General features: G+C 43.6%; 10 protein-coding genes. 4 read left to right on the forward strand and 6 right to left on the reverse strand.

Features of this window, described 5'->3' with window-relative positions; genetic code table 11:
- Nucleotides 1-109: 109 nt before the first annotated feature.
- From MHH86_RS08485 to MHH86_RS08505, 5 genes are all read right to left on the reverse strand, one after another.
- On the reverse strand, nucleotides 110-973 hold the full coding sequence (locus MHH86_RS08485; RefSeq protein WP_170914210.1) for an AraC family transcriptional regulator: 864 nt from the start codon (nucleotides 971-973) through the stop codon (nucleotides 110-112).
- Between the two features lie 145 nt (nucleotides 974-1,118).
- Nucleotides 1,119-2,801: an alpha-glucosidase gene (locus tag MHH86_RS08490; protein WP_036684397.1), complete on the reverse strand. Its 1,683-nt coding sequence runs from the start codon at nucleotides 2,799-2,801 to the stop codon at nucleotides 1,119-1,121.
- Nucleotides 2,802-2,889: 88 nt separating this feature from the next.
- Entirely contained in the window at nucleotides 2,890-5,208 is a 2,319-nt protein-coding gene (locus MHH86_RS08495; protein ID WP_036684393.1) for a glycoside hydrolase family 65 protein, read from the reverse strand.
- Between the two features lie 288 nt (nucleotides 5,209-5,496).
- Nucleotides 5,497-6,153, reverse strand: a complete 657-nt coding sequence (gene pgmB / locus MHH86_RS08500; protein ID WP_036684390.1) for a beta-phosphoglucomutase — start codon at nucleotides 6,151-6,153, stop codon at nucleotides 5,497-5,499.
- A 222-nt stretch (nucleotides 6,154-6,375) separates the two neighbouring features.
- On the reverse strand, nucleotides 6,376-7,422 hold the full coding sequence (locus MHH86_RS08505) for a LacI family DNA-binding transcriptional regulator (protein WP_036684387.1): 1,047 nt from the start codon (nucleotides 7,420-7,422) through the stop codon (nucleotides 6,376-6,378).
- A gap of 686 nt (nucleotides 7,423-8,108) precedes the next feature.
- On the opposite strand from MHH86_RS08505, the gene MHH86_RS08510 reads away from it, so the two are divergent.
- Nucleotides 8,109-15,815 (forward strand): pullulanase, encoded by a 7,707-nt coding sequence (locus MHH86_RS08510; RefSeq protein ID WP_342479686.1) that lies wholly within the window; start codon nucleotides 8,109-8,111, stop codon nucleotides 15,813-15,815.
- A 163-nt stretch (nucleotides 15,816-15,978) separates the two neighbouring features.
- On the opposite strand, the gene MHH86_RS08515 is transcribed toward MHH86_RS08510, so the two are convergent.
- Nucleotides 15,979-17,724 carry an alpha-glycosidase gene (locus MHH86_RS08515; RefSeq protein ID WP_036684381.1) on the reverse strand — a complete coding sequence of 582 codons (1,746 nt, stop codon included), beginning with the start codon at nucleotides 17,722-17,724 and terminating at the stop codon, nucleotides 15,979-15,981.
- Nucleotides 17,725-18,566: 842 nt separating this feature from the next.
- On the opposite strand from MHH86_RS08515, the gene MHH86_RS08520 reads away from it, so the two are divergent.
- From MHH86_RS08520 to MHH86_RS08530, 3 genes are all read left to right on the forward strand, one after another.
- Complete coding sequence (locus MHH86_RS08520) at nucleotides 18,567-19,898, forward strand: maltose ABC transporter substrate-binding protein (RefSeq protein ID WP_036684378.1); 1,332 nt, start codon at nucleotides 18,567-18,569, stop codon at nucleotides 19,896-19,898.
- A gap of 107 nt (nucleotides 19,899-20,005) precedes the next feature.
- Nucleotides 20,006-21,319 (forward strand): sugar ABC transporter permease, encoded by a 1,314-nt coding sequence (locus MHH86_RS08525; RefSeq protein WP_036684375.1) that lies wholly within the window; start codon nucleotides 20,006-20,008, stop codon nucleotides 21,317-21,319.
- Complete coding sequence (locus MHH86_RS08530; protein ID WP_342479687.1) at nucleotides 21,316-22,158, forward strand: sugar ABC transporter permease; 843 nt, start codon at nucleotides 21,316-21,318, stop codon at nucleotides 22,156-22,158. Before MHH86_RS08525 ends, MHH86_RS08530 begins: the two co-directional genes overlap by 4 nt.
- Nucleotides 22,159-22,160: the final 2 nt, after the last annotated feature.

Genomic DNA, 22,160 nt, shown 5'->3' on the forward strand with positions numbered 1-22,160 from the left:
TAGAACTATATAATCTATTTATTATACCAAGACTATGCCAATTCTCAAAATGAAATAGTAGGCAATCACAAGAAAAAAGACTATCGAGGTTTCGATAGTCTTTCTAGTTCTATTCTTTTTTCGTAACAGGGATCCATATCTCACAGCGATAGTCCTCTGCGTCTGGTCTCCCCGGAAGATATAGCTCAAACTCAGGCCCGCCTGTATGCTCGTAGCCTGTGGAAGGGAACCACTCCTGGAAAATGCGTGCCCATACCTGCTGGATAGCATCAGGCATCGGCCCTACTGAGGTGAACACAGCCCAACTTGCAGCTGGGATTGTTGTAGAAGCAAAGCCCTGTGCATCAGTCTCTGGAGTAGCTTCGACAGCGATCCAATAGGAGAAGGTTTCTTTATCATGGTTCATGTCAGAGCAGATGCCTAATAAATCCTTATCTCCACCGAGCTCAATCAGCTTATCCGACGTACCATTTTCATTAGCTTCTATCCACAACTGAGGGATGCGGCGCAGATTCTCCCCATCTTTCGTTGTCATTTCCTCTACTAGTCCGATAACATTAAAGGCGTCTCTTTTCTCAATTCTGTAGTCCATTTCTTTATCTCCCTTCAGTGATAGATGGAAGGAGAGTCTAGGGAAAGCCTTGAGCTGTACCCCTGACTCCCGCGCAGCAGAAGGAGTAATTCCATGTGCCTTGCGGAATGCTTTGGCAAACGACTCGGGCGAGTCATATCCGTATTTCAGTGCAACATCTAGCACTTTAACTTTAGAAATAGCAAGCTCCTGTGCAGCCAGAGTTAATCTGCGCTTACGGATATAGTCTTTAATAGATACTCCGGTAAGCATATTGAACATGCGCTGGAAATGAAAGGGGGAGGAGTAAGCAACCTTGGCGATTTCTTCAATCGTCACAGATTCCTCCATCTTGCTCTCCATATAATCTAAAGCTTCTTTCATGCGGATAAGCCATTCCAAGTCCGTCATCTCCCTTTAAGTTCATACTATCAGGCTGCATTTGCAAAATCCTGTTATTCCGTGCTCTCTAATGACAGGTAGCAGGCAGAAGGATAATCTCATAAAAAATCATCCTAAATAGTATAACTCAGGAAGATAGACAAAGTTAGTCTTTCAATCGATACACTCTTGCTTCATAAGGTCGTAATAATTCCCGTGTGGGTGCATCATCAGGGTAATTTCCAATAATAAGTTCCGTAGCCTTACTTAGCTCTGCGGAAAGATCAACAGTCTGTGGAACCTCATTGAAATTGAGCAGCACCAGCCACTTCTCGTCATCCAGAGTACGCGTATAGGCATATATGTCCTCATGCTCTGGCAAAAGTAGCTTGTATTCGCCATAAGCCATGATCGGATTTTTTTTGCGCAAAGCAAGCAGCCTTTGGTAATAATAAAAGATAGAATCCGAATCAGCCAGCGCCTGCTCCACGTTAATTTCCTTGTAGTTCGGATTAACTTTGAGCCACGGCTCCCCTTCAGTAAAGCCGGCATTCGCAGAATCATCCCATTGCATCGGAGTGCGCGCATTATCACGGCCTTTGATATGAATAGCGTTTAGAACGCTGTTAGGATCAGCGCCGCCTTCGGTAACCTTTTCGCGATACATATTGAGGATTTCTATGTCTTTATAATGTTCAATGGCTGTGAACTTTACATTGGTCATCCCGATTTCTTCGCCTTGATAAATATAGGGCGTCCCTTTCAGCGTGTGCAGTAAGGTAGCGAGCATTTTGGCAGAGATCACGCGATACTTACCATCATCCCCGAATCTTGAGACCATACGTGGCTGGTCATGATTGTTAAGATAAAGACTATTCCAACCCTTATCCGCCAGACCCACTTGCCATTTATGAAGAATATCGCGCAGCTTCGACAACGTCCACGGGGCTACGTCCCATTTGCCGTCAGGACCCGAGTCCACATCCATATGCTCGAACTGGAATACCATTTGCAGCTCTTTGCGTTCCTCGTCCGTGTAAAGGATGGCATCTTCAACTGTAGCGCCAGGAGTTTCACCGACAGTCATAATGTTATAGTTGGATAACACTTTGTCATTCATTTCATGTAAAAACTCATGAACACGTGGTCCATTCATATAATATTCGCCACCCCAGGCAAGTTCCCCGGGAGCGAGGCCGTCTCTATGGGAGGAAGGGAGACCTTCCACTTTGGAAATCATATTGATTACATCCATTCGTAGACCATCCACACCCTTGTCGAGCCAGAAGGTGATCATCTTGTATAACTCCTCACGCAGCTGCGGATTCTCCCAGTTGAGATCCGGTTGCTTGCGCGAAAACAGATGCAGATAGTATTCACCAGTAGTTTCATCCAGTTCCCAAGCCGGGCCGCTGAATACAGAACTCCAATTGTTGGGGCGCTCACCATCTGGTCCACCCGGACGCCAAATGTAGTAATCACGATATGGATTATCTTTTGAAGAACGGGATTCTACGAACCAAGGATGCTCATCTGAGGAATGATTGATTACAAGGTCCATCATCAGTTTTATGCCACGGGCGTGCAATCCAGTCAGTAATTCTTCCCAATCCTGCAATGTGCCGAACTCATCCATAATATCTTGATAATCGCTGATGTCATAACCGTTATCGTCATTTGGCGATTTATAGACAGGTGACAGCCAAACTACGTCGACACCTAGCTTTTGCAAATAATCCAGACGTGAAATGATTCCTTGCAGATCTCCAATCCCGTCACCATTGCTATCTTGAAAGCTGCGGGGATAGATTTGGTAGACAACGGCTTCTTTCCAAAAGGTTCTGTTCATTCATAATCACTCCTTTTATAAGTTAGCTTCCTAAAAAATAAAGAGACCCCAAAAGCTTTAAGCTTCAAGGGTCTCTTGGGTGTAAGTTTTATACTGTGACGGAATTGCTATCAGCAGTGATGCTGCTTAGTCCGTTTACGGTATATTCTTTGTCGTAGATAGTAATAGAAGCAGGGATATCAGTTTCATTCGTAACAGTAACTTGTGCATCCGTAACGCTTACTTTCAGACGGGAGCCGCGGAACATAATTTTAAAAGAGTAAGCAGTCCAGTGACCTGGGTTAGATGGGCTCAGTGTCAGTCTGCCGTCATGTACGCGGAGTCCGCCGAAACCATGTACGATCGACATCCAAGTACCAGCCATGCTAGTGCTGTGCAACCCGTCTTCTGTATCATTGTTATAGTTATCAAGATCCAGTCTTGAAGTACGCAAGTACATTTCATAGGCCTTATCCTTATATCCCAGCTCACTGGCTAGAATGGAGTGGATACAAGGGGAAAGGGAGGACTCATGAACAGTGATCGGTTCATAAAAGTCGAAGTTGCGTTTTTTTGTATCCAGATCGTAACGGTCACCCAGGAAATATAATCCCTGCAGAACGTCTGCTTGTTTAATGAAGCAAGAACGCAGGATACGGTCCCATGACCATTTTTGGTTAAGTGGCAGATGCTCACGTTCCAGATCTTTGACTTGAATGATCTCTTTGTCCAGGAAGCCATCTTGTTGTAAGAAGATACCCAGCTCTCCATCCGCAGGATAATACATCTTAGCAATGATGTCTTTCCATTTTGTAGTTTCGCTCTCTTGCAGCCCTAGTTTGTCAACTAGCTCTGCATAACGAGCAGGCTCATTCTCTTGCAAGTATGCCAGTGCTTCCATGGTGTATTCCATAGTCCACGAAGCCATACGGTTTGTATACCAGTTATTATTAACGTTATTCTCGTATTCATTCGGGCCCGTTACGCCGAGCATTACGTATTTGTCTTTACGTGATGCGTAGTGAACACGTTCTTCCCAGAAGCGGGAGATTTCCACGAGAACCTCTAGGCCATATTGTCCCAGATAAGCTTTGTCTCCGGTGTAGTTCACATAGTTGTAAATGGCGTAGGCAATGGCACCGTTCCGGTGAATTTCTTCAAATGTAATTTCCCACTCGTTGTGGCATTCTTCACCGTTCATAGTAACCATTGGGTACAGCGCACCTTTTTTGAATCCAAGCTTACGGGCATTTTCTTTAGCTTTCTCTAAGTGCTTGTAACGGTAGATCAACAAATTGCGGGCAATGGAGGAGTCCGCCGTACTGAGATAGAAGGGAACGCAATACGCCTCTGTATCCCAGTAGGTGCTGCCGCCGTATTTTTCACCGGTAAAGCCTTTAGGCCCAATGTTCAGGCGGTCATCTTCACCATTATAGGTTTGATTGAGTTGGAAAATATTAAAGCGAATCGCTTGCTGAGCCGAAACGTCACCTTCAATAATGATGTCGCTTTCTTTCCATTTTTCTCTCCAAGCTTCAATTTGTTCAGTCAAAAGGGTTACGAACCCAGCTTCCTTAGCAGCTTGCAGAGCAGTTTGGGCGGCGTCGACCAATTGTCCCAGACCGTGATTCCGAGAAGTAACATTGGCTACATATTTATAAATGACGATTTGATTGCCCGCTTGTGCGGTTACGTCCAGTTTGCTGGCTACATATTTCTCTTGTTCGATGACTTCTGCTTCGGCAGTTACCTTTTCACCATTGACAAGGATATCAAAAGCCATAGCAGAGGTGACATGGAAGTCGAGTTTCTTAGTCTTTAGGGTGAGATGTCCATGATCAGGTCCCGCTTGTTTCTCAACTTCATTCCAGAATTTCTCGTCATAGTTGGAATCCTTGTTCTTCACATCACCATCAAGATAAGGAGTAATCGTAATCTTGCCTGAGAAATTGACAGGAATGATGGAATAGCGAATCGCGCCGATTTCTTGACGAGTCATGCTTACGAACCGGATACTTTCTACTTTAACTTCCTTACCATCTTCGAGTGTTGCAGTGAAGCTACGGGAGAGCGTACCTTCTTTCATATTAAGTACACGGCGGAATTCGGAAACGGTGCACTTTGCCAGATCAAGGGGGGTACCCTCGATATCAATGTTAATACCGATCCAGTTCGTGCTGTTAAGTACTTTGGCAAAATATTCAGGATAGCCGTTTTTCCACCAGCCAACACGTGTTTTGTCAGGGTAGTAGACGCCAGCCATGTAGCTGCCTTGCAGGCTGTTACCGCTATATTGCTCTTCGAAATTGGCCCGGCCACCCATAAATCCGTTACCAAGACTAAATACGCTTTCAGAAATTTCTTGCGTCTGTGGATCAAAGGATTCCTCAATAATGGACCATTCATCAATTGTTAAATATTGTTTCACGATAACCGCTCCTTTAAATATGTTAGGGGGATATATAAAATGAACAAATCCCTTGTTAAACTTCCGGTGATATATAAGTGACTGCGCGGAATCTTTGGACTTTCGATCACATTTTGCGGATGAAATCTGATTATAAAGGCGAACGTTATGCTTCTATAGTTCCAAAATTCCTCTCCGTCACTTCATCACCAGAAGGCTAACGATTAATTATTAGTTCATTTAATCTTTGGTTGGAATGTCCACAACAACTCAAATCAGTACTATTTGAGTTAATTATGTTCAATAAACTTATGCAAAAGATTCTTTGAGCAGGGACACACTCATATGAGCAAGCGATGGGACAACAATATTCGCTGCACTCAGGGTTTCCGGCGAACCAATGCCAACACTGAACATACCGGCCCGGGTAGCGGCCTCAATTCCCGCTTCTGCATCTTCGAAGACTACACAATGTTCAGGTGCGGCATCCAGTGCTTTGGCTCCTAATAGGAACACTTCCGGATCTGGTTTAGCAGCACTAGTGTGTGTGCCGTCGATGATTGCATCAAAGTAAGGGGTTAATCCGGTATTATTCAAGATCGTCATAGCGTTTTTGCTGGCAGAACCGAGAGCAACTTTGATGCCATTCGCACGGCACTCTTTTAGGAAATCAAGCGCACCTGGCAGAATCTCAGAACTGTCCATTTTCGCAATATATTCGACATAACGATTATTTTTCTGTTCCGCAAGCTTAGCTTTCTCTTCTTCGTCAATCGTTAGTCCGCCGATTTCCAGCAAAATATTTAGTGAAGCCGTTCTGCTGACTCCCTTAAGGCGTTCGTTATCTTGTTCTGTGAATAGAAACCCCAGTCCATCTGCAAGCTCTTTCCAAGCAATATAATGGTATTTTGCTGTATCGACGATTACTCCGTCCAAGTCGAACAAGCAGGCTTTAATTTCCGACATTGTAGTACCTCCTAAAAGTTTTGACAGCGTCGTGATCCAGCGGATGCCGTATTAGAATCTTATTAAACCGTTTAAACTTTGATTAAGATGTGTAAGTTTATCCTAACCTAAGATCCTAGAAATCACCCATAAAGAACTGGATCAATAAGTATTGTATGATTTAGCGCAAACGTTTGTACAGATTTTCAAAAAATAAATGAAGCGGTTAAACGCTTCACTTATTCATTCGGTTTTATGCTTTGCCAGAGAGTGCATGGATGACTCTCTCACGATCAGACGATGGGGAATGACAAATCGGTTGGTATGACCTGAACCGTTATCCGGACTCTTGATATTTTGGATAAGTACTTGTGATGCGGTGTAGCCAAGATGATAAATTCCTATATCAATACTGCTGATCGGAGGACTAGATAATTCAGATAATGGAATATTGTTAAAGCTTACAATGGCGAGATCGTCTGGAACCTTGTATTTCAGTTCATTCAACCCGCGCAAAATTCCGAACGATACCATGTCATCCACCGCTACCAGCGCAGTGGGGCGATTCGGCAAATTCATGAAAAAGGACATCGCTCTATAGCCGCTATCCTGTAGAAATTCACCTTCTACAATCCATTCATCCCGCATTTCTAAACCGCTATTCTGCAATGCTTTACGATATCCGGCGAGACGGTCACGAGAAACGATTAGATTAGGTGGTCCACTTACGAAGCCAATACGTTTATGCCCCATGGAAATGAGGTGGTTCGTAGCATCGTATGCTGCCATCACATTATCATTATCGACTGATAAAATATTCTCATATTTATCACTTCGGCCAACAAGCACGAATGGATAATCGTTGCTCTCTAGAAAATCAATAACGGCATCATCCGTACGAGAGTAAAGCAGAATAACGCCGTCAACACGGCGACCCTTCAGAAGTCGTGAAACGGCTTCCAGTTCTTCTTTCTCGTTCGCTCCGGAGCTTATTAACACATCGTAACCGGAACGGCTGGCTTGTGTAACGATCCCGCGAATTAATTCCATAAAAAATAGATTAGAGAACAGCTCTTCAGCAGGTTTAGGAAGACTGAAGCAGATGCTGTTAGTAGTTTTCGACACCAAGCTCTTAGCCATCATGTTAGGGGTATAGCCCATATCCTCCATAATAGCTTTAACTTTGCGGGAAGTTTCCAGGCTGATTCTGGGATGGTTGGACAATACCCGGGATACCGTGGAGGGAGATACTCCCGCTTTCTTGGCCACATCCTTAATGGTAACTGTCATTGAAACCTCCTTATGGAACCGTTTGCTTTACACAGTAATATTAATCTAAGAGTTCTAAATTGTAAATAGATAAAGTCATTCAAAAGGGGGAAATTGCTACTTTTGGAAGGAACACAAGAAATTTCAATGTAATATTGTTGCTTTTCACCAAAAAAGTATGAATGATTCGGGAATTTTGATCTTAATATGTATAAATGCGGTCTGGATTTTACGAAAAGAGTATTCGCTGAATGCAAACGTATGGCTTAAATGATGCAAGAACTTAGCTGAAAGGAAGGGAAGAACAAGTTTCGTTTTTATTGCGGCTTTAAATTGAGCTTTTATTTTAGAAAATACTGGTTGACAATACCGCAAATTCGGCATTAGTATGTAAATCAAAATACAGCAAGCGTTTTCATTGGGTGTTTTTAGGTTGAACCAGTTGCACTAACGAATGGGTTTTATGGACTAGTGTTTGTGCATAGCTTTTTGCAAACGATTGCACTAATTTCGACATGATGTATCAAGCTTTTACTTTGATAAAAGGATGGTGACAGAGTTGAATTGGCTTGACGAGCCCTACATATAGACCTTCTCCAACTTTAGAAGGAATAGCATGATTTATAATCTCATAAATTGGTGGGGTTTGTGAAATCATGTATCCGCTTGCAAAAAGGGAATTCATAATTATGGGAGGTTTTGCAAAAATGAAAATAACTTTATGGGGGAAGAGGGCATTTGCGATCTTTATGATCATTGCTCTCGTGTTCTCTGGTCTTGGACTACATCCTGTTAATGTTACAGCAGCAACGACGAAAGTGGTGTTGGTCGGGGATCTGCAGACAAAATTTACGTCGACGGGTGCGGGAACGCCGGGTAAGGATTGGGATGAGACATCAGTAGTCACCCAAATGACCTATTCAGATAATGGCCTATATTCTTTTACAGGCACTCTGCCGGCAGGAGAATATAACTACAAGGTTACTCTTAATGATTTATGGGATGAGAACTATGGATTCACAAGTTACACCAATCCTCAGGGGACCAATGATGGGGAGAATATCCATATCAAGCTGGAAACAGAGACTGCCGTAACCTTTTATTATAATGACTTAACTCATAAAATAGCTGATTCCACGTATTACACACCGATTGCTTCCGCTAAACTACCAAGATTGACAGGAAACCTGCCGGCAGAAGCACTTACCGTATTATCTGATCCTGATTTTGATGATGTTTACAGTACGGTGGCTACCCTTCCTAAGGGAGATTACACCTACCAAGTTTCTGTTCCAGGAGACGGTGAAGCCGGGGATCAATTGTATCCCGAAACTGCTAATAATCTGAGTCTTCCTTCAGATCTTCTGGTTACCTTTAAATTTAATCCACTGGATGGCAGTGTGACAGCAGAATATAAAATTCCTTCTGAACCTGTTGAGGTTACTCCTGTTCCGGCTGGACACATCCGTATTCACTACAATCGGACAGCTGGTGACTATGAAAATCAGGGATTATGGACATGGGATGATGCTCAATCCCCTTCCGCAAATTGGCCTACAGGTGCAACTCCATTTCCTGAAGGGCAAATCGATTCTTATGGTGCTTATGTTGACGTGCCAGTGAAGGATGGAGCTAAGAAAATTTCGTTCCTTGTGGTAAACCGAGTCACTCAGGCCAAGGATGAAGGGGATAAACTCTTTGCCATTAACACGCCTGAGGCGAATGAAATTTGGATCAAGCAGGGTTCAAATGATGTAACACCGTATGAACCAGTTACACTTGCTCCTAATACAGTGCGAATTCACTATACCAGAGCTGATACAAATCATGATCAATATGGACTGTGGCTGTGGGATGACGTCGTAGCCCCATCCGAAAATTGGCCGTCTGGAGCTACTCCTTTTGTAGCAGATCAAACAGATCGTTATGGTGCATATGTTGATGTTCCGCTTATTGAGAATGCGAAGAAAATCGGCTTTATTGTGATGAAACCTTCGAACGGTGATAAGGACGGTGACAATAAAACCTTTAGCCTGCTGGATCGATACAATCAGCTATGGGTTAAAGAAGGAGACAACAATGTTTATGTTTCTCCGTTTGGTGAGACACCTATTGGCTTAGTATCCGCAGAGGTGCTGTCGACGAGCAAAATCCTTCTCGGCTTCACACTGACTGACGGTTTGGATCCAGCAGCCTTAAAGACAGCAATTACAGTTAAGGATAAAGAGGGTGCTGCAATCCCGATTACTGCTGTAACCCTTACAAGTAAAACTTCAATCGAAGTGGATACAGAAGCATTTGATCTGGAAAAAGTTCCGCTTAGCGTTACCTATTCAGGTAAAACGGTCTCAGCCGCAAGTGGCTGGAGAATGCTTGATGAAATGTACAACTATACAGGAGACGATCTTGGAGCTACGTATAATGCTGACAAAACAGCCACATTGAAATTATGGGCACCTAAAGCAAGCTCGGTCGTTGTAAATCTTTACGATAAGAATGACTCTAACGTGCAAGTGGGCAGAGTTGCTTTAACGCTCGGCGAGCACGGGGTTTGGTCAGTCCAGCTGAAGCCAGCTGATTTGACAGGCACTACCACAAATGATGTAAGAGGATACTTTTATCAATACGAAGTAACGAATGACGGTGTAACCCATAAGGTTCTTGATCCTTATGCTAAATCAATGGCGGTATTTACTGTGGATACCACAGGTGCTGCTGGTGCTGGCGGGGATACAGTGGGCAAAGCGGCTATTGTTAATTTAAGCCAGACGAACCCAGATACCTTTGGGTATGCTGATATAAAAGGCTACGAAAAACGTGAGGACGCCATCATCTACGAAGTCCACGTGAGAGATTTTACATCGGATGTATCGATCGAGGATAGTCTGAGTGGGGAAAGATGGGGTTCTTATAGCGCTTTTGAAAAGAAACTTGATTATATTAAATCTCTTGGTGTAACGCATGTTCAGTTGCTTCCTGTGATGGCTTGGTATTACGGGGATGAGACGAAGATGGGGACTAGAGAGCCGGATTATTCCGCAAAAAACAATGAATACAACTGGGGTTATGATCCTCACAGCTATTTTTCACCGGACGGGGCCTATTCACAGAACCCTGCCGATCCAGAAGAGCGGATTAAAGAATTAAAAGGTTTGATTGATGCCGTGCATGAAGCTGGAATGGGTGTCATTCTGGACGTAGTGTATACTCATATGGCTAAAAAAGAATTTTTAAACGACATCGTACCTAATTACTATGCCTTCCAAGATGCAAACGGTAACTTTATCGGGGGGTTCGGCAACAATTTAGCCACCAACCATAAAATGGCTGAGAAGCTGATGGTTGATTCGGTAAAATACTGGTTTGAAGAGTACAAGATTGATGGAATGCGCTGGGATATGATGGGCGATGCGACAGCTGATGCTGTTCAGCATGCTTATGATGCCGCAGCAGCAGTGAATCCGAAGGCACTCTTTATTGGTGAAGGCTGGAGAACATTCGGCGGCGCCGCGGCTGATCCTTCTCTCGCTGGGCAAGGTGCAGATCAGGATTGGATGGACAAAACGGATAGTGTCGGTGTTTTCTCAGATGAATTCCGTAATGAATTGAAGTCTGGTTATGGTTCCGAAGGTCAGCCTAGATTTATTACAGGTGGAGCACGTCCGATCGCTACAATCCTAGACAATATCAAAGCTCAACCTTCGAATACACCAGCAGATGATCCGGGTGATATCGTCCCATATATCGAAGCTCATGATAATCTGACACTTCATGATGTCATAGTACAATCGATCAAGAAGGATCCGGATATTGCTGAGAATGAGCTTGAAATTCAGCAGCGGATCAGATTAGGAAATATGCTCGTATTAACTTCTCAAGGTACAGCCTTTATCCATGCCGGTCAGGAATATGGGCGGACTAAGCAGTGGAAGGGCACAACGGATCCTGAGGATAAATTCACAGAGATGTTCGACAACAACAACCAATCGTTTGGCTATTTCATTCATGATTCTTACGATTCATCGGATGCAGTTAACATGTTTGATTGGACCAAAGCAACAGATGAATCTAAGTTCCCAGTACAGAACACGACAAGAAAATATACGTCGGGTCTGATGGAGCTGAGAAAATCAACGGATGCCTTCCGATTGGGCGATAAGGATTTGGTTGACTCTAACATTAACCTGATCCCTGCTCCAGAAATGAAGGATAACGATCTTGTCATCGGCTATTCCAACAAAGCAACAGATGGCACTGGCATCTATTATGTCTTCATGAATGGTGACAGCACAACTAGAAAACTGACCTTATCTGAGGATTTGACGGGCGGTCAGGTGCTTGTGGACAACGATGAAGCTGGTGTTACAGCGATACCGGCTGCACAGCAGTCAGGTTTTATTTTGACAGCAAATTCAATTACACTAGAGCCTTTGACGGCCGTGATTATTCAAAAGGAAGCTGCACCAGTTACGCTGAACTCTTTGGAAACAGATAGTGCAAGCTACACGCTGGCAGCTGGAAATACGCATCAAACCGCTGTTTTTGCGAAATATGATGACAATAGCAGAAGTAATGTTACTAAGAAGGCTACTTACCTCTCCAATAAACCTGAAGTAGCTACAGTAACTGATAAAGGTCTAGTCAAAGCGGTTGGGCTAGGAACGGCAACCCTTACTATTTCTTATGAAGGTATTTCTACAACCGTCACTGTTAATGTTACTGACAAACGATATGTTCAATTCACTTATACCCGTAGCGATAAGGACTATAAGGATTGGAATATCTGGGTTTGGAACACTGGAGCTAAAAATGACCAGATTGATTTCACAACCTTTAAGAATGGCACAGCGAGCGTTCTGATTGAGGTTGCGGAGAATGCAACAAGCGTTGGATTTGTCCTGCGCAAAGGTACGGATTGGAACACGGGGAAACTAGACTACCCAGACGATCGTGTTATTCCGTTGACCCCTGGTGAACCGTTCACTAAGGTGTATGTAACCAGTATGGTTAAAGAGCTTGATATCAAACCAAGTATTAGCGGCCCTATTTTAAAAGATGGAACGATTACTTTCAGATACCGCGACGACGCTTTGTTCCGTAATGGAAATATGGACGCAATAACAGCTGCTAAAGTAAAAGTGAACGGCACTTCGTATCCAATGATCTATGATCCGGCTAACGAGTGGTTCACTTACACACTGGCTGATTTAAAAGAAGGTATGTATAAATATACTTTCTTGATTACAAAAGACGGCGTCACTACCGAAATTACAGATCCAAAGAATACGGTGAATGATGAATCTGTTATTGATTATCATCAACCTGTCGTTAAGATTGCGACATCCGTAAGTCCAGAGGCAGTCACATCCAATCAGAATGCTGTTGTAACCATCCACGCTTCCTCTTCGGAAGAAGTAACTTACTCTGAAGCATATATGGATTTAACTAATCTTGGGGGCCCTAGCAAAGTTAAGCTGGATACGGAACTCTTGAAACAAACGGTTGCTGTGGAAGACACGGTGTCAGCGGGCATCAAGGATATTCCGATTACGCTCGTAGACCAATACGGCAATGCACATAAGGAAAAGGCTACACTTGAGGTAAAAGCAAGAACCTATACAGGGGATAAGCTGGATTTTGATTGGGATGAGGCTCGAATTTATTTCGCGCTTACAGACCGATTTAAAGACGGTGACCCAACGAATAATGAGAATGTGAATAAAAATCATCTGGAAGCTTATCATGGTGGAGATTTCCGGGGGATGATCGACAATCTCGATTATTTGCAAGAGCTAGGAATTAACACGTTATGGATCACGCCAATCGTAGATAATATTGATTTTAACAAAGGCGTTGACTTTGGCAGCGAACAATATGGATACCATGGGTATTGGGCAAAAGATTTCACCAAGCTCGACGAGCATCTTGGCGATATGGCCACCTTCAAGGAGCTGATCGAAAAGGCGCATGACAAAGGGATCAAGATCATGGTTGACGTTGTACTCAATCATACGGGTTACGGTCTGAAAGCTGAGGATACCTATCCGACAATTACAGCTGAGGATAAAGCACGTTTCGAAGGGATGCTGCGCACGGATGGTGTATCCGCAGATACAGATCCAATTAAGGGTGAACTTGCCTTCCTGCCAGATTTCAAAACGGAAGATCCAGCCGTTCGTGAAAAAATTATCGCTTGGCAAACAGGCTGGTTAGACAACGCACGTACGGAACGTGGAGACACGATTGATTATTTCCGTGTGGATACGGTCAAACACGTGGACGATACGACTTGGAAAGCCTTTAAAAATGCACTGACAGCGATGGATCCAAACTTCAAAATGACCGGCGAATACTTCGGTGGAACCATTGATAACAATGGTGGAATGCTCGAAACTAGCCAGATGGATGGGCTGCTTGATTTTGGATTTAAAGATGCAGCCAGAGATTTTGCAAATGGTAAGGTAAACAGTGTGGATGCTTATCTGCAGGAACGTGAATTGAAGATCGACAATACGAAGATGATGGCTCAATTCCTGAGCAGTCATGATGAGAATGGTTTCTTGTCTGATTATGTGGGAGGCGATAAAGGCAAGCTGAAGATTGCTGCAGCTCTGCAAATTACCGCCAAAGGACAGCCAGTAATATACTACGGAGAAGAACTGGGTAATTCAGGCAGCAATGCTGGAAATATGTCTGAAGGTCAATTCAGTGAGAACCGTAAGGATATGCCTTGGGATCAATTGACGGCAGAGAAGCCACTACATGACCATTATCAAAAGCTGTTGAATATCCGTGCGAAGTACTCCAAAGTGTATTCCAAAGGTGCGCGCACGAAGCTCGCAGGTTCAGATGATTCAGGTTATTTGGCTTTCAACAAATCTTATGAAGATGAGAACGTAGTGACGGTAATCAATACTAAAACTAGTGAGAGTTCTGTAACGATTCCAGTACCGTTTGCTGCTAATTCATCGGTAACCGATGAATACAGCGGTAAAACATACATGGTTTCCGAGGATCAAAAGGTAAATATTGATCTGCCAGGTAGAGATGATGGAGGTACGGTTATTTTGGCTGAGGTATCGGATGTTATACCGACACCAACACCGACACCAACGTCGACACCAACACCAACGCCGACACCAACACCAACACCGACACCAACACCAACGCCAACACCAACGTCGACGCCAACATCGACGCCAACATCGGCACCAGAAGTAACACCGTCGCCTGAGGTGACACCAACGCCAGAAGCCACAGCGGCACCAACCTCTGGAGTTGTTGTTAACCCTAGCCCTACACCGCCAGCGGATACTCAGGTTGTGAATGAGGATAGCTTGAAGAATGGTAAAGAAGGCAAGGTGCAAATTGATGTTGCTGCCGGTAAGACAGCGGTACGCTTACCTTTACAAGCTGCACAAATACTAGGAACTAATGATCTTGTATTTAAAATGGGAGATCTGTTAGTTACTATCCCTAGCCAGCTTTTAAGTACAATGCCAAGTTTAGCTTCAGGTATTGATGGGGTAGGTGCCCAAATCTTGCTTGAACTGAAGCCACTGGCGCAGTCTGCTGCGAAAGCCATAGTAGACGGTTTAAACAATGATAGTGCTCATGCTAGCTCTCTTTCCGATGTATTTGAATTCAGACTTAGCGTGCTGATGAAAGACGGTACTCGGATTGTAATTAAGCAGTTCGATGAGCCGATTACGATCTCATTTAAGATTAAAGGGCAATTCAACAAAGACTTAATCGGAATCTATTATTTAAGTGATAATGGCGGGTTAGAGTACGTGGGAGGACAGCTGAATGGAGAGGTGATCACGGCACAAGTCACACACTTCAGTAAGTATGCTGTGCTTGAAATCGATAAGTCGTTCAAAGATGTTCCTGCAACCTATTGGGCATTTAAGGCGATTCAATCACTTGCCGCCAAACAAATTGTGTCAGGGGTTACTACCTCTGAGTTTGATCCGAAAAGTAATGTTAGCCGTGCGGAATTTACAGCACTACTAGTACGTGCACTTGGCTTAAAAGCGGAAGGGCAGGTCCTGTTTACTGACATCAGGTCAGATGCATGGTATGCCTCATATGTAGCCACAGCTGCTAAGCTGGGTATTGTTAGTGGACGGAGTAATAATATTTTTGCGCCGAATGCATCAATTACCCGTGAGGAAATGGCTGTTATGGCGATCCGCGCACTTGAAGTGAAGTCTGGTAAGAAGCTTGAACCTGTAGCAGCCTCTACGGCATTTACTGACGCTTCAAGTATTAGCAAGTGGGCGGAAGCTTATGTGAAGACTGCAGCAGACTTAGGACTCCTGCAAGGCCGAGAGAACAATCGATTCGCTCCAAAAGCATGGATGACCCGCGCAGAAAGCGCACAGGTTATTTATACGCTGCTGAGCAAGTAGGCTAAACTAAGGTGTGCTGAACTCTGGCACCCTTTAGTTAGAGCAGCGGTTAGCATTTTAGTATTCTCCAAAAGAAAACAGGGTATCCCGAAGCGATTATCGCTTGCGAGATACCCTGTTTTGTTATGCTATATGGCTGAGCAGTGGGAAGAAAAGAAGTCTTTTAGATGATTGCCTTTAGGATTGCGAATCCATAGGCTGGCATCTTCACGTTCAGCTTGCTGCGTTCTGTGCGCAGTGTTTCGCCTGTAAACAAGTTCTCCCAATCCCGCTCGTCTACGTCAATACGGAAGGTCTGAGCGGTCTCTTCACTGTTGATTAGTACGACAATTGTCTGCAGATCCAGCCGGCGCTCATAGGCTAGCTTGCTGCCTTGTTGTCCTGCCTCAAGGAAGGTAAATGTACCTGTGCGGAGAGCAGGGTGATCGTTGCGTATTTGAATAAGCTGACGATAGAACTCGAAGAGCTCACGATCCTGCTTTTCAGGGTTCCACTCCATGCATTTGCGGCAACCAGGGTCACCTTCACCGTCCATGCCGATCTCGTCACCGTAATAGATGCAGGGAGTGCCCATAAAGGTGAATTGGAACAGTGCTGCTAATCGCATCTTGTTTTTGTCTCCAGCAGCCAGCGTAAGCAGTCGTGGAGTATCGTGGCTGTCCAGCAGATTAAAAGCAACTTCACTTGCCTGCAGCGGATAGCGCGATAACTGTTTGCCAATGGAATTAGCGAATTCTTCAGCATCAAGAGTGCCATGCACAAAGAAGTCAAGGACAGCGTCAGTGAAAGGATAGTTCATAACGGCATCAAATTTATCGCCTTCTAGCCAAGGTGCAGATTCATGCCAGATTTCTCCCAATATGTAAGCCTCAGGATTAGCACGTTTAACCACCTTGCGGAATTCCCGCCAGAAATCATGATCCACTTCATTGGCAACGTCCAGACGCCAGCCATCGATCCCAACTTCTTTGATCCAGTATTCTGCGACTTTCAGTAAGTATTGTTTAACTTCAGGATGTTCTGTGTTTAGCTTTGGCATTAGCGGTTCAAAAGCAAAGGTGTCATAAGTAGGGACACCGTTTTCAATTTGAAGTGGAAACTTGCGAATATGGAACCAATCTTTAAAGGCGGAAGCCTCTCCTTTTTCTTGAACATCCACAAAAGGGGCAAAGGTTCTGCCAGAATGATTGAATACGGCATCTAGCAGGACACGAATCCCACGTTTATGGCAGCTATCGACGAGCTTTTTTAAAGTCTCAATATCTCCAAAATGCGGATCGACTTTCATATAGTCTTCTGTATCGTATTTGTGATTAGTAGTTGCATCAAAGATAGGTGTGAAATAAATAGCAGTGATCCCAAGCTCGTTAAGATGATCTAAATGATCAATAACCCCTTGCAGGTCGCCGCCAAAAAAATTGGTTGGTGTTGGTTCGGAGCCCCATGGCTGAACATTTTCCGGATCAAGGCTCGGGTCACCATTTGCAAAGCGTTCTGGGAAGATCTGATAAAAAACAGCGTCCTTTACCCAGGCAGGCGGAGCAAATACATCAACGCGGTTAATGAAGGGGAATTCGAACAGCTTGTTTGGGTTTTCCGGCCGCACCGTTTGAAAGTCACTTTCGGTCATCCAAATTCGTTCGTTATCTTTTTGAAGTAAGAAGCCGTATTTCAAGCGGCGGTAGAGAGGTACTGAAGCACATTCCCAATAGTCAAACATAGCATCGGAGGTGAAGAGGGTCATGGGAATTAGTTCTTTTGTGGTATCCCAAGCGTATTTATCTCCAGCAAAGGCGAACACTTCGGTTAAATCCCCTTTTTTAGCGCGCAGACGCAGGTGAATCGTACTTTCATTATAGGCATAAGACCAATTTAACCGCGGACGATGATACACTGCTTCCAGTAACATGATAAATCCTCCTAAAGTTTTGTTAGCGTTACTTCCTCGAACACTTCGGCAAAACCACATCGAAAGCATAGGCTAAGTTTTGTTAGCGCTACTTCCTCGGACACTTCGGCAAAACCGCATCGAAAGCATAAACTATTCCCGGACGATACTCCACAGAGCGCGTGGAATGTAGAATGTCGCTATTGTTATTGGTTGCACAGTTTTTTATGCAACATGCACTAAATCAGTAGCAGAGTAGCACATAACAAAGAGGCACAGCCACCGCGAAATAGCTTGCCCGAGGTTGTACCTTTGATAAGTAACATTGCCTTTTAATTGTATAGAACAGGAGGCAGACAAGAGATGTTGTGCTTCATGCTGGACAGCCTCTTAACGTTTTGGATTATAGCATGGAATAAAAGGGCTTTCAATACTCTTGTTCAAACCATTGCACTAAATTTCACTAAAGTAAACGAGCATTGTGAACGTTAATTTATGAGAAATCTCTTGAAATAGAGAAAATGTGGCATATTAGGGGCAAATAAAATAGATATTCCAATATTAAACACATGAATTATCGACTAATTAAAAGATATCATGTGAAAAATGGAGATATATGCCTATAATGTATATCAATTAATGGAAAATGACCCAATACAGTATATGCAAACGTTTTTAAAAACAATCGTTACTGTTGTATGATGTACTCATGAATGAAGCGCTTTCGTACCTGTGAAATGCAGATACAGAAGGAGCAAGCTAAAAGAAGAACTTTTTTTTTAGCCTTTCTGAAATCGTTTGCGCAGATTGCAGCACTACTATTTTCCATCTTACGTTTTTAAAAATTGGGAGGGGTTAAAGTAATGAAATTGAAAAAAATGATGGTTATCACCGCAGCTTTCTCAATGGCTCTGTCCGTTACAGCATGCGGTTCGAACAACAACAGTACGAATAACGGGGGCAACAACGCAGCAAAAGCTACTAACAACGCTACTACAGAGACTGCAGCGCCAGAGAGCACAGATGCAGCAGTAACAGATGAAATCGTACCTGAAGATGGCGCAACTCTAGTGGTATGGGAAAGTAAAGAAGAAAGACCTTTTGCAGATGAGATTGCTAAACAGTTCACAGCAAAATATAACGTTCCAGTCAAGGTTGAAGAATTGGCACCCCCGGATCAAGTAACTAAGCTTACTCAAGATGGTCCTTCAGGATTAGCGGCAGACGTTATTCTTATCCCTCACGATAACTTAGGTAAAGCGGCAAGCGCGAGCTTGGTTCTTCCTAACGATGTCTTCGGTGAAGAAACAAAAGCTAACAATACTGAAGCTTCGATTATCGGATCTTCGTACGAAGGCGAATTGTATGGTTACCCAAGAGCAGCAGAAACTTATGCATTGTTCTACAATAAATCGCTTGTTAAAGAAGCACCTAAATCATTCGATGATGTTCTTGCATTCAGCAAAACATTCACGGATAAATCGAAAAATAGATATGGAATTATGTGGGAAGTAGGAAACGTGTACTTCAACTACATGTTTATCGCATCCGATGGCGGATACCTCTTCGGTAAGGATGGTACGGATAAAGATGATATCGGTCTTGCTAACGATGGCGCAATTGCAGGACTTAAAGAATTTGTGAAATTGAAGGAAGCATTGCCAATTAAGAGTGGTGATATCAACAGTGATATCAAACGCAGCTTGTTCAACTCTGGTGATGTAGCTATGGATATCACAGGTCCATGGGAGCTTGGAGGATACAAAGAAGCTCTTGGTGACAACCTTGGTATTGCTCCAATCCCTACAGTGAATGGCAAAACAGCAATTACATTCTCTGGTATTAAAATTTTCGCAGTTAACTCGTTTACTCAATATCCGAATGCTGCTAAATTGTATGCGAATTTTGCTTCAAGCAAAGACGCTCAGCTGTTACTGAACAAAACGATTGGTTCGGTTCCTACAAACAACGAGGCGCTTCTTGATCCACAGATCTCTAGCGATCCTTATGTGTCCGTTTTTGCAGAACAAGCTAAGAACTCCCAACCGATGCCTTCTATCCCTGAAATGGGTAACGTATGGAGTCCAGTAAATGCTGCCCTTCCAGAAATTTGGGATAAAAATGGGGATCCAAAAGCAGCAATGGACAAAGCTGTACAACAAATCAAAGATTTGAATAACAGTGCATCTCAATAAGGATCATAATTCACTGTCTTAACAGCATACAGTGAATCAAGCTGCCCGCCGCATGTTTAGCGGCTGGCAGCTTCTTATTTTCACTCGGAGAGGAGAACGGAAGCGAAATGCAACGACATCGCACGAGGGCCGCAATACTGTCGACGATTTTTATGGGATTGGGACAAATATATAACCGCCAATTCGTTAAAGGAATATTATATTTAGCCGTAGAAGCTGTAGCCGTTTTTTATTTTATTGAGAATCTTGCCAACTCCTTATGGGGCATTGTAACACTAGGAGAGAATCCGAGTCGTCTGGTTAAAGTGAAGGGGATCGCCAAGATGGTTACCGGTGATCACTCGATTTATATTATGATCCAAAGCTTGATCACCATCCTTATTCTTATTCTATTGATTATCGCGTGGTATTTGAATATCAGAGATGCTTACAAGATTGGAGAAAAACGTGATAACGGTCTTCAGGCAAACACTTTTAAACAAAGTGTTCGTTATATCCTGGATTACAAGTTTGCTCAAGCGTTTCTAGTCTTGCCGGGTATCGGTGTTCTATTCTTTACTATTATGCCTATTATCTTCATGATCCTGTTGGCCTTTACGAACTATTCCGCACCTGATCATCTTCCACCCGCCAAATTGGTGGACTGGGTTGGATTTCAGACCTTTCGTAATTTATTGGTCCTTAAGACATGGAGCCACACTTTTTATGGTGTATTAACATGGACAATTATATGGGCAGTTCTTTCAACCATTACTACATACTTCGGAGGACTGTTGGTCGCTTTGCTGGTGAGTCAGAAGGGCATTCGCTTCAAAGGAATGTGGAGAGTAATTCTGATTGTGCCTTACGCGGTGCCACAGTTAATCTCGCTTCTGCTCATGCGCAACTTATTTAACGGTCAATTCGGGCCTATCAATCAATACATGGGGTATTTTGGATTGGATGGATTACCGTGGCTGACTGACCCATTCTGGGCTAAGGTTACCGTAATTATCGTTAATATGTGGGTAGGTATTCCTGTTTCTATGCTGCTTATCATGGGCGTTCTGACTACTATCCCACGGGATATGTATGAAGCTGCTGAGGTGGATGGAGCATCGGGTTATCAGAAGTTCCGTATCGTAACGTTGCCGATGGTATTATTCTCCACAGCACCAACCTTGATTACGCAGTTTGCAGGTAACATCAACAACTTTAACGCAATCTTCCTATTAACTGGGGGTAGTCCGGTAAATGGTGACTATCAATATGCCGGTTCTACGGACTTGCTAGTAACCTGGTTATACAAATTAACGCTTGATCAGAATAAAAACAACATGGCTTCGGCAATAGGGATTATTATCTTTATCATTGTCGCTTCATTCTCCCTGTACAATTACCGCCGGACGAAGTCATTTAAAGAGGAGGATATGATCCAATGAGCAGAAAAATCGCGAACATTATTCGCTTAGCAGGTAGTTATATTATCTTGATTGCTTTGTCGATAGCTGCACTCTATCCTGCCCTTTGGATTCTCTTAGCTTCCTTCCGACCTGGTAAATCATTGTACAGCAAAACGTTTATTCCCGAGCAATTCACTTTATCACATTACAGAGAATTGTTCACATCACCCAGCTATATGTTTGGGACTTGGTATGCCAATACCTTGAAAATAGCTGTGTTCTCGATGCTTATCGGGGTAGTTCTTACTTTGTTAACCAGTTATGCCGTATCCAGATTCCGGTTTAAAGCGCGTAAAACAGCGTTATCCACCGTATTGATTCTTGGTATGTTCCCTGGTTTTATGAGTATGATCGCTATTTATATGCTGCTTAAAGAGTTTAATTTGCTGGATACACATATTGCGTTAATTATCGTTTATGCGGCGGGGGCACCGCTGGGTGGGACCTTTATCGCTAAAGGGTTCCTGGATACGATTCCTCGTTCTTTGGATGAGGCGGCTCGAATAGATGGGGCGAGTAATTTCGGGATATTTATGCGGATCATCTTACCCTTGTCACGTCCTATGATCACTTACATGGCGCTGACTCAGTTTGTTGGTCCTTGGGTGGATTTCATTTTCGCCAGACTTATTTTGCGGACGAAGGAGAACTGGACGGTCGCAGTCGGAATGTGGGATATGGTTAACACGAACCAAAACACGAACTTTACCTTGTTCTCTGCGGGTGCGGTTTTGATCTCCATTCCAATTATGATTTTGTTTGTATTCTTGCAACGTCTGCTAGTAGATGGCTTGACAGCAGGAGCTAGTAAGGGGTAAAC

This window comes from Paenibacillus sp. FSL F4-0097 (assembly GCF_038593125.1).
GTDB lineage: Bacteria > Bacillota > Bacilli > Paenibacillales > Paenibacillaceae > Paenibacillus_AQ > Paenibacillus_AQ odorifer.

Excerpts from the sequence above, each read along its gene's own strand:
- MHH86_RS08490 (WP_036684397.1), bottom strand. The coding sequence starts at position 2,801 with ATGAACAGAACCTTTTGGAAAGAAGCCGTTGTCTACCAAATCTATCCC.
- pgmB (WP_036684390.1), bottom strand. The coding sequence starts at position 6,153 with ATGTCGGAAATTAAAGCCTGCTTGTTCGACTTGGACGGAGTAATCGTC.
- MHH86_RS08505 (WP_036684387.1), bottom strand. The coding sequence starts at position 7,422 with ATGACAGTTACCATTAAGGATGTGGCCAAGAAAGCGGGAGTATCTCCC.
- MHH86_RS08510 (WP_342479686.1), top strand. The coding sequence starts at position 8,109 with ATGAAAATAACTTTATGGGGGAAGAGGGCATTTGCGATCTTTATGATC.
- MHH86_RS08515 (WP_036684381.1), bottom strand. The coding sequence starts at position 17,724 with ATGTTACTGGAAGCAGTGTATCATCGTCCGCGGTTAAATTGGTCTTAT.
- MHH86_RS08520 (WP_036684378.1), top strand. The coding sequence starts at position 18,567 with ATGAAATTGAAAAAAATGATGGTTATCACCGCAGCTTTCTCAATGGCT.
- MHH86_RS08525 (WP_036684375.1), top strand. The coding sequence starts at position 20,006 with ATGCAACGACATCGCACGAGGGCCGCAATACTGTCGACGATTTTTATG.
- MHH86_RS08530 (WP_342479687.1), top strand. The coding sequence starts at position 21,316 with ATGAGCAGAAAAATCGCGAACATTATTCGCTTAGCAGGTAGTTATATT.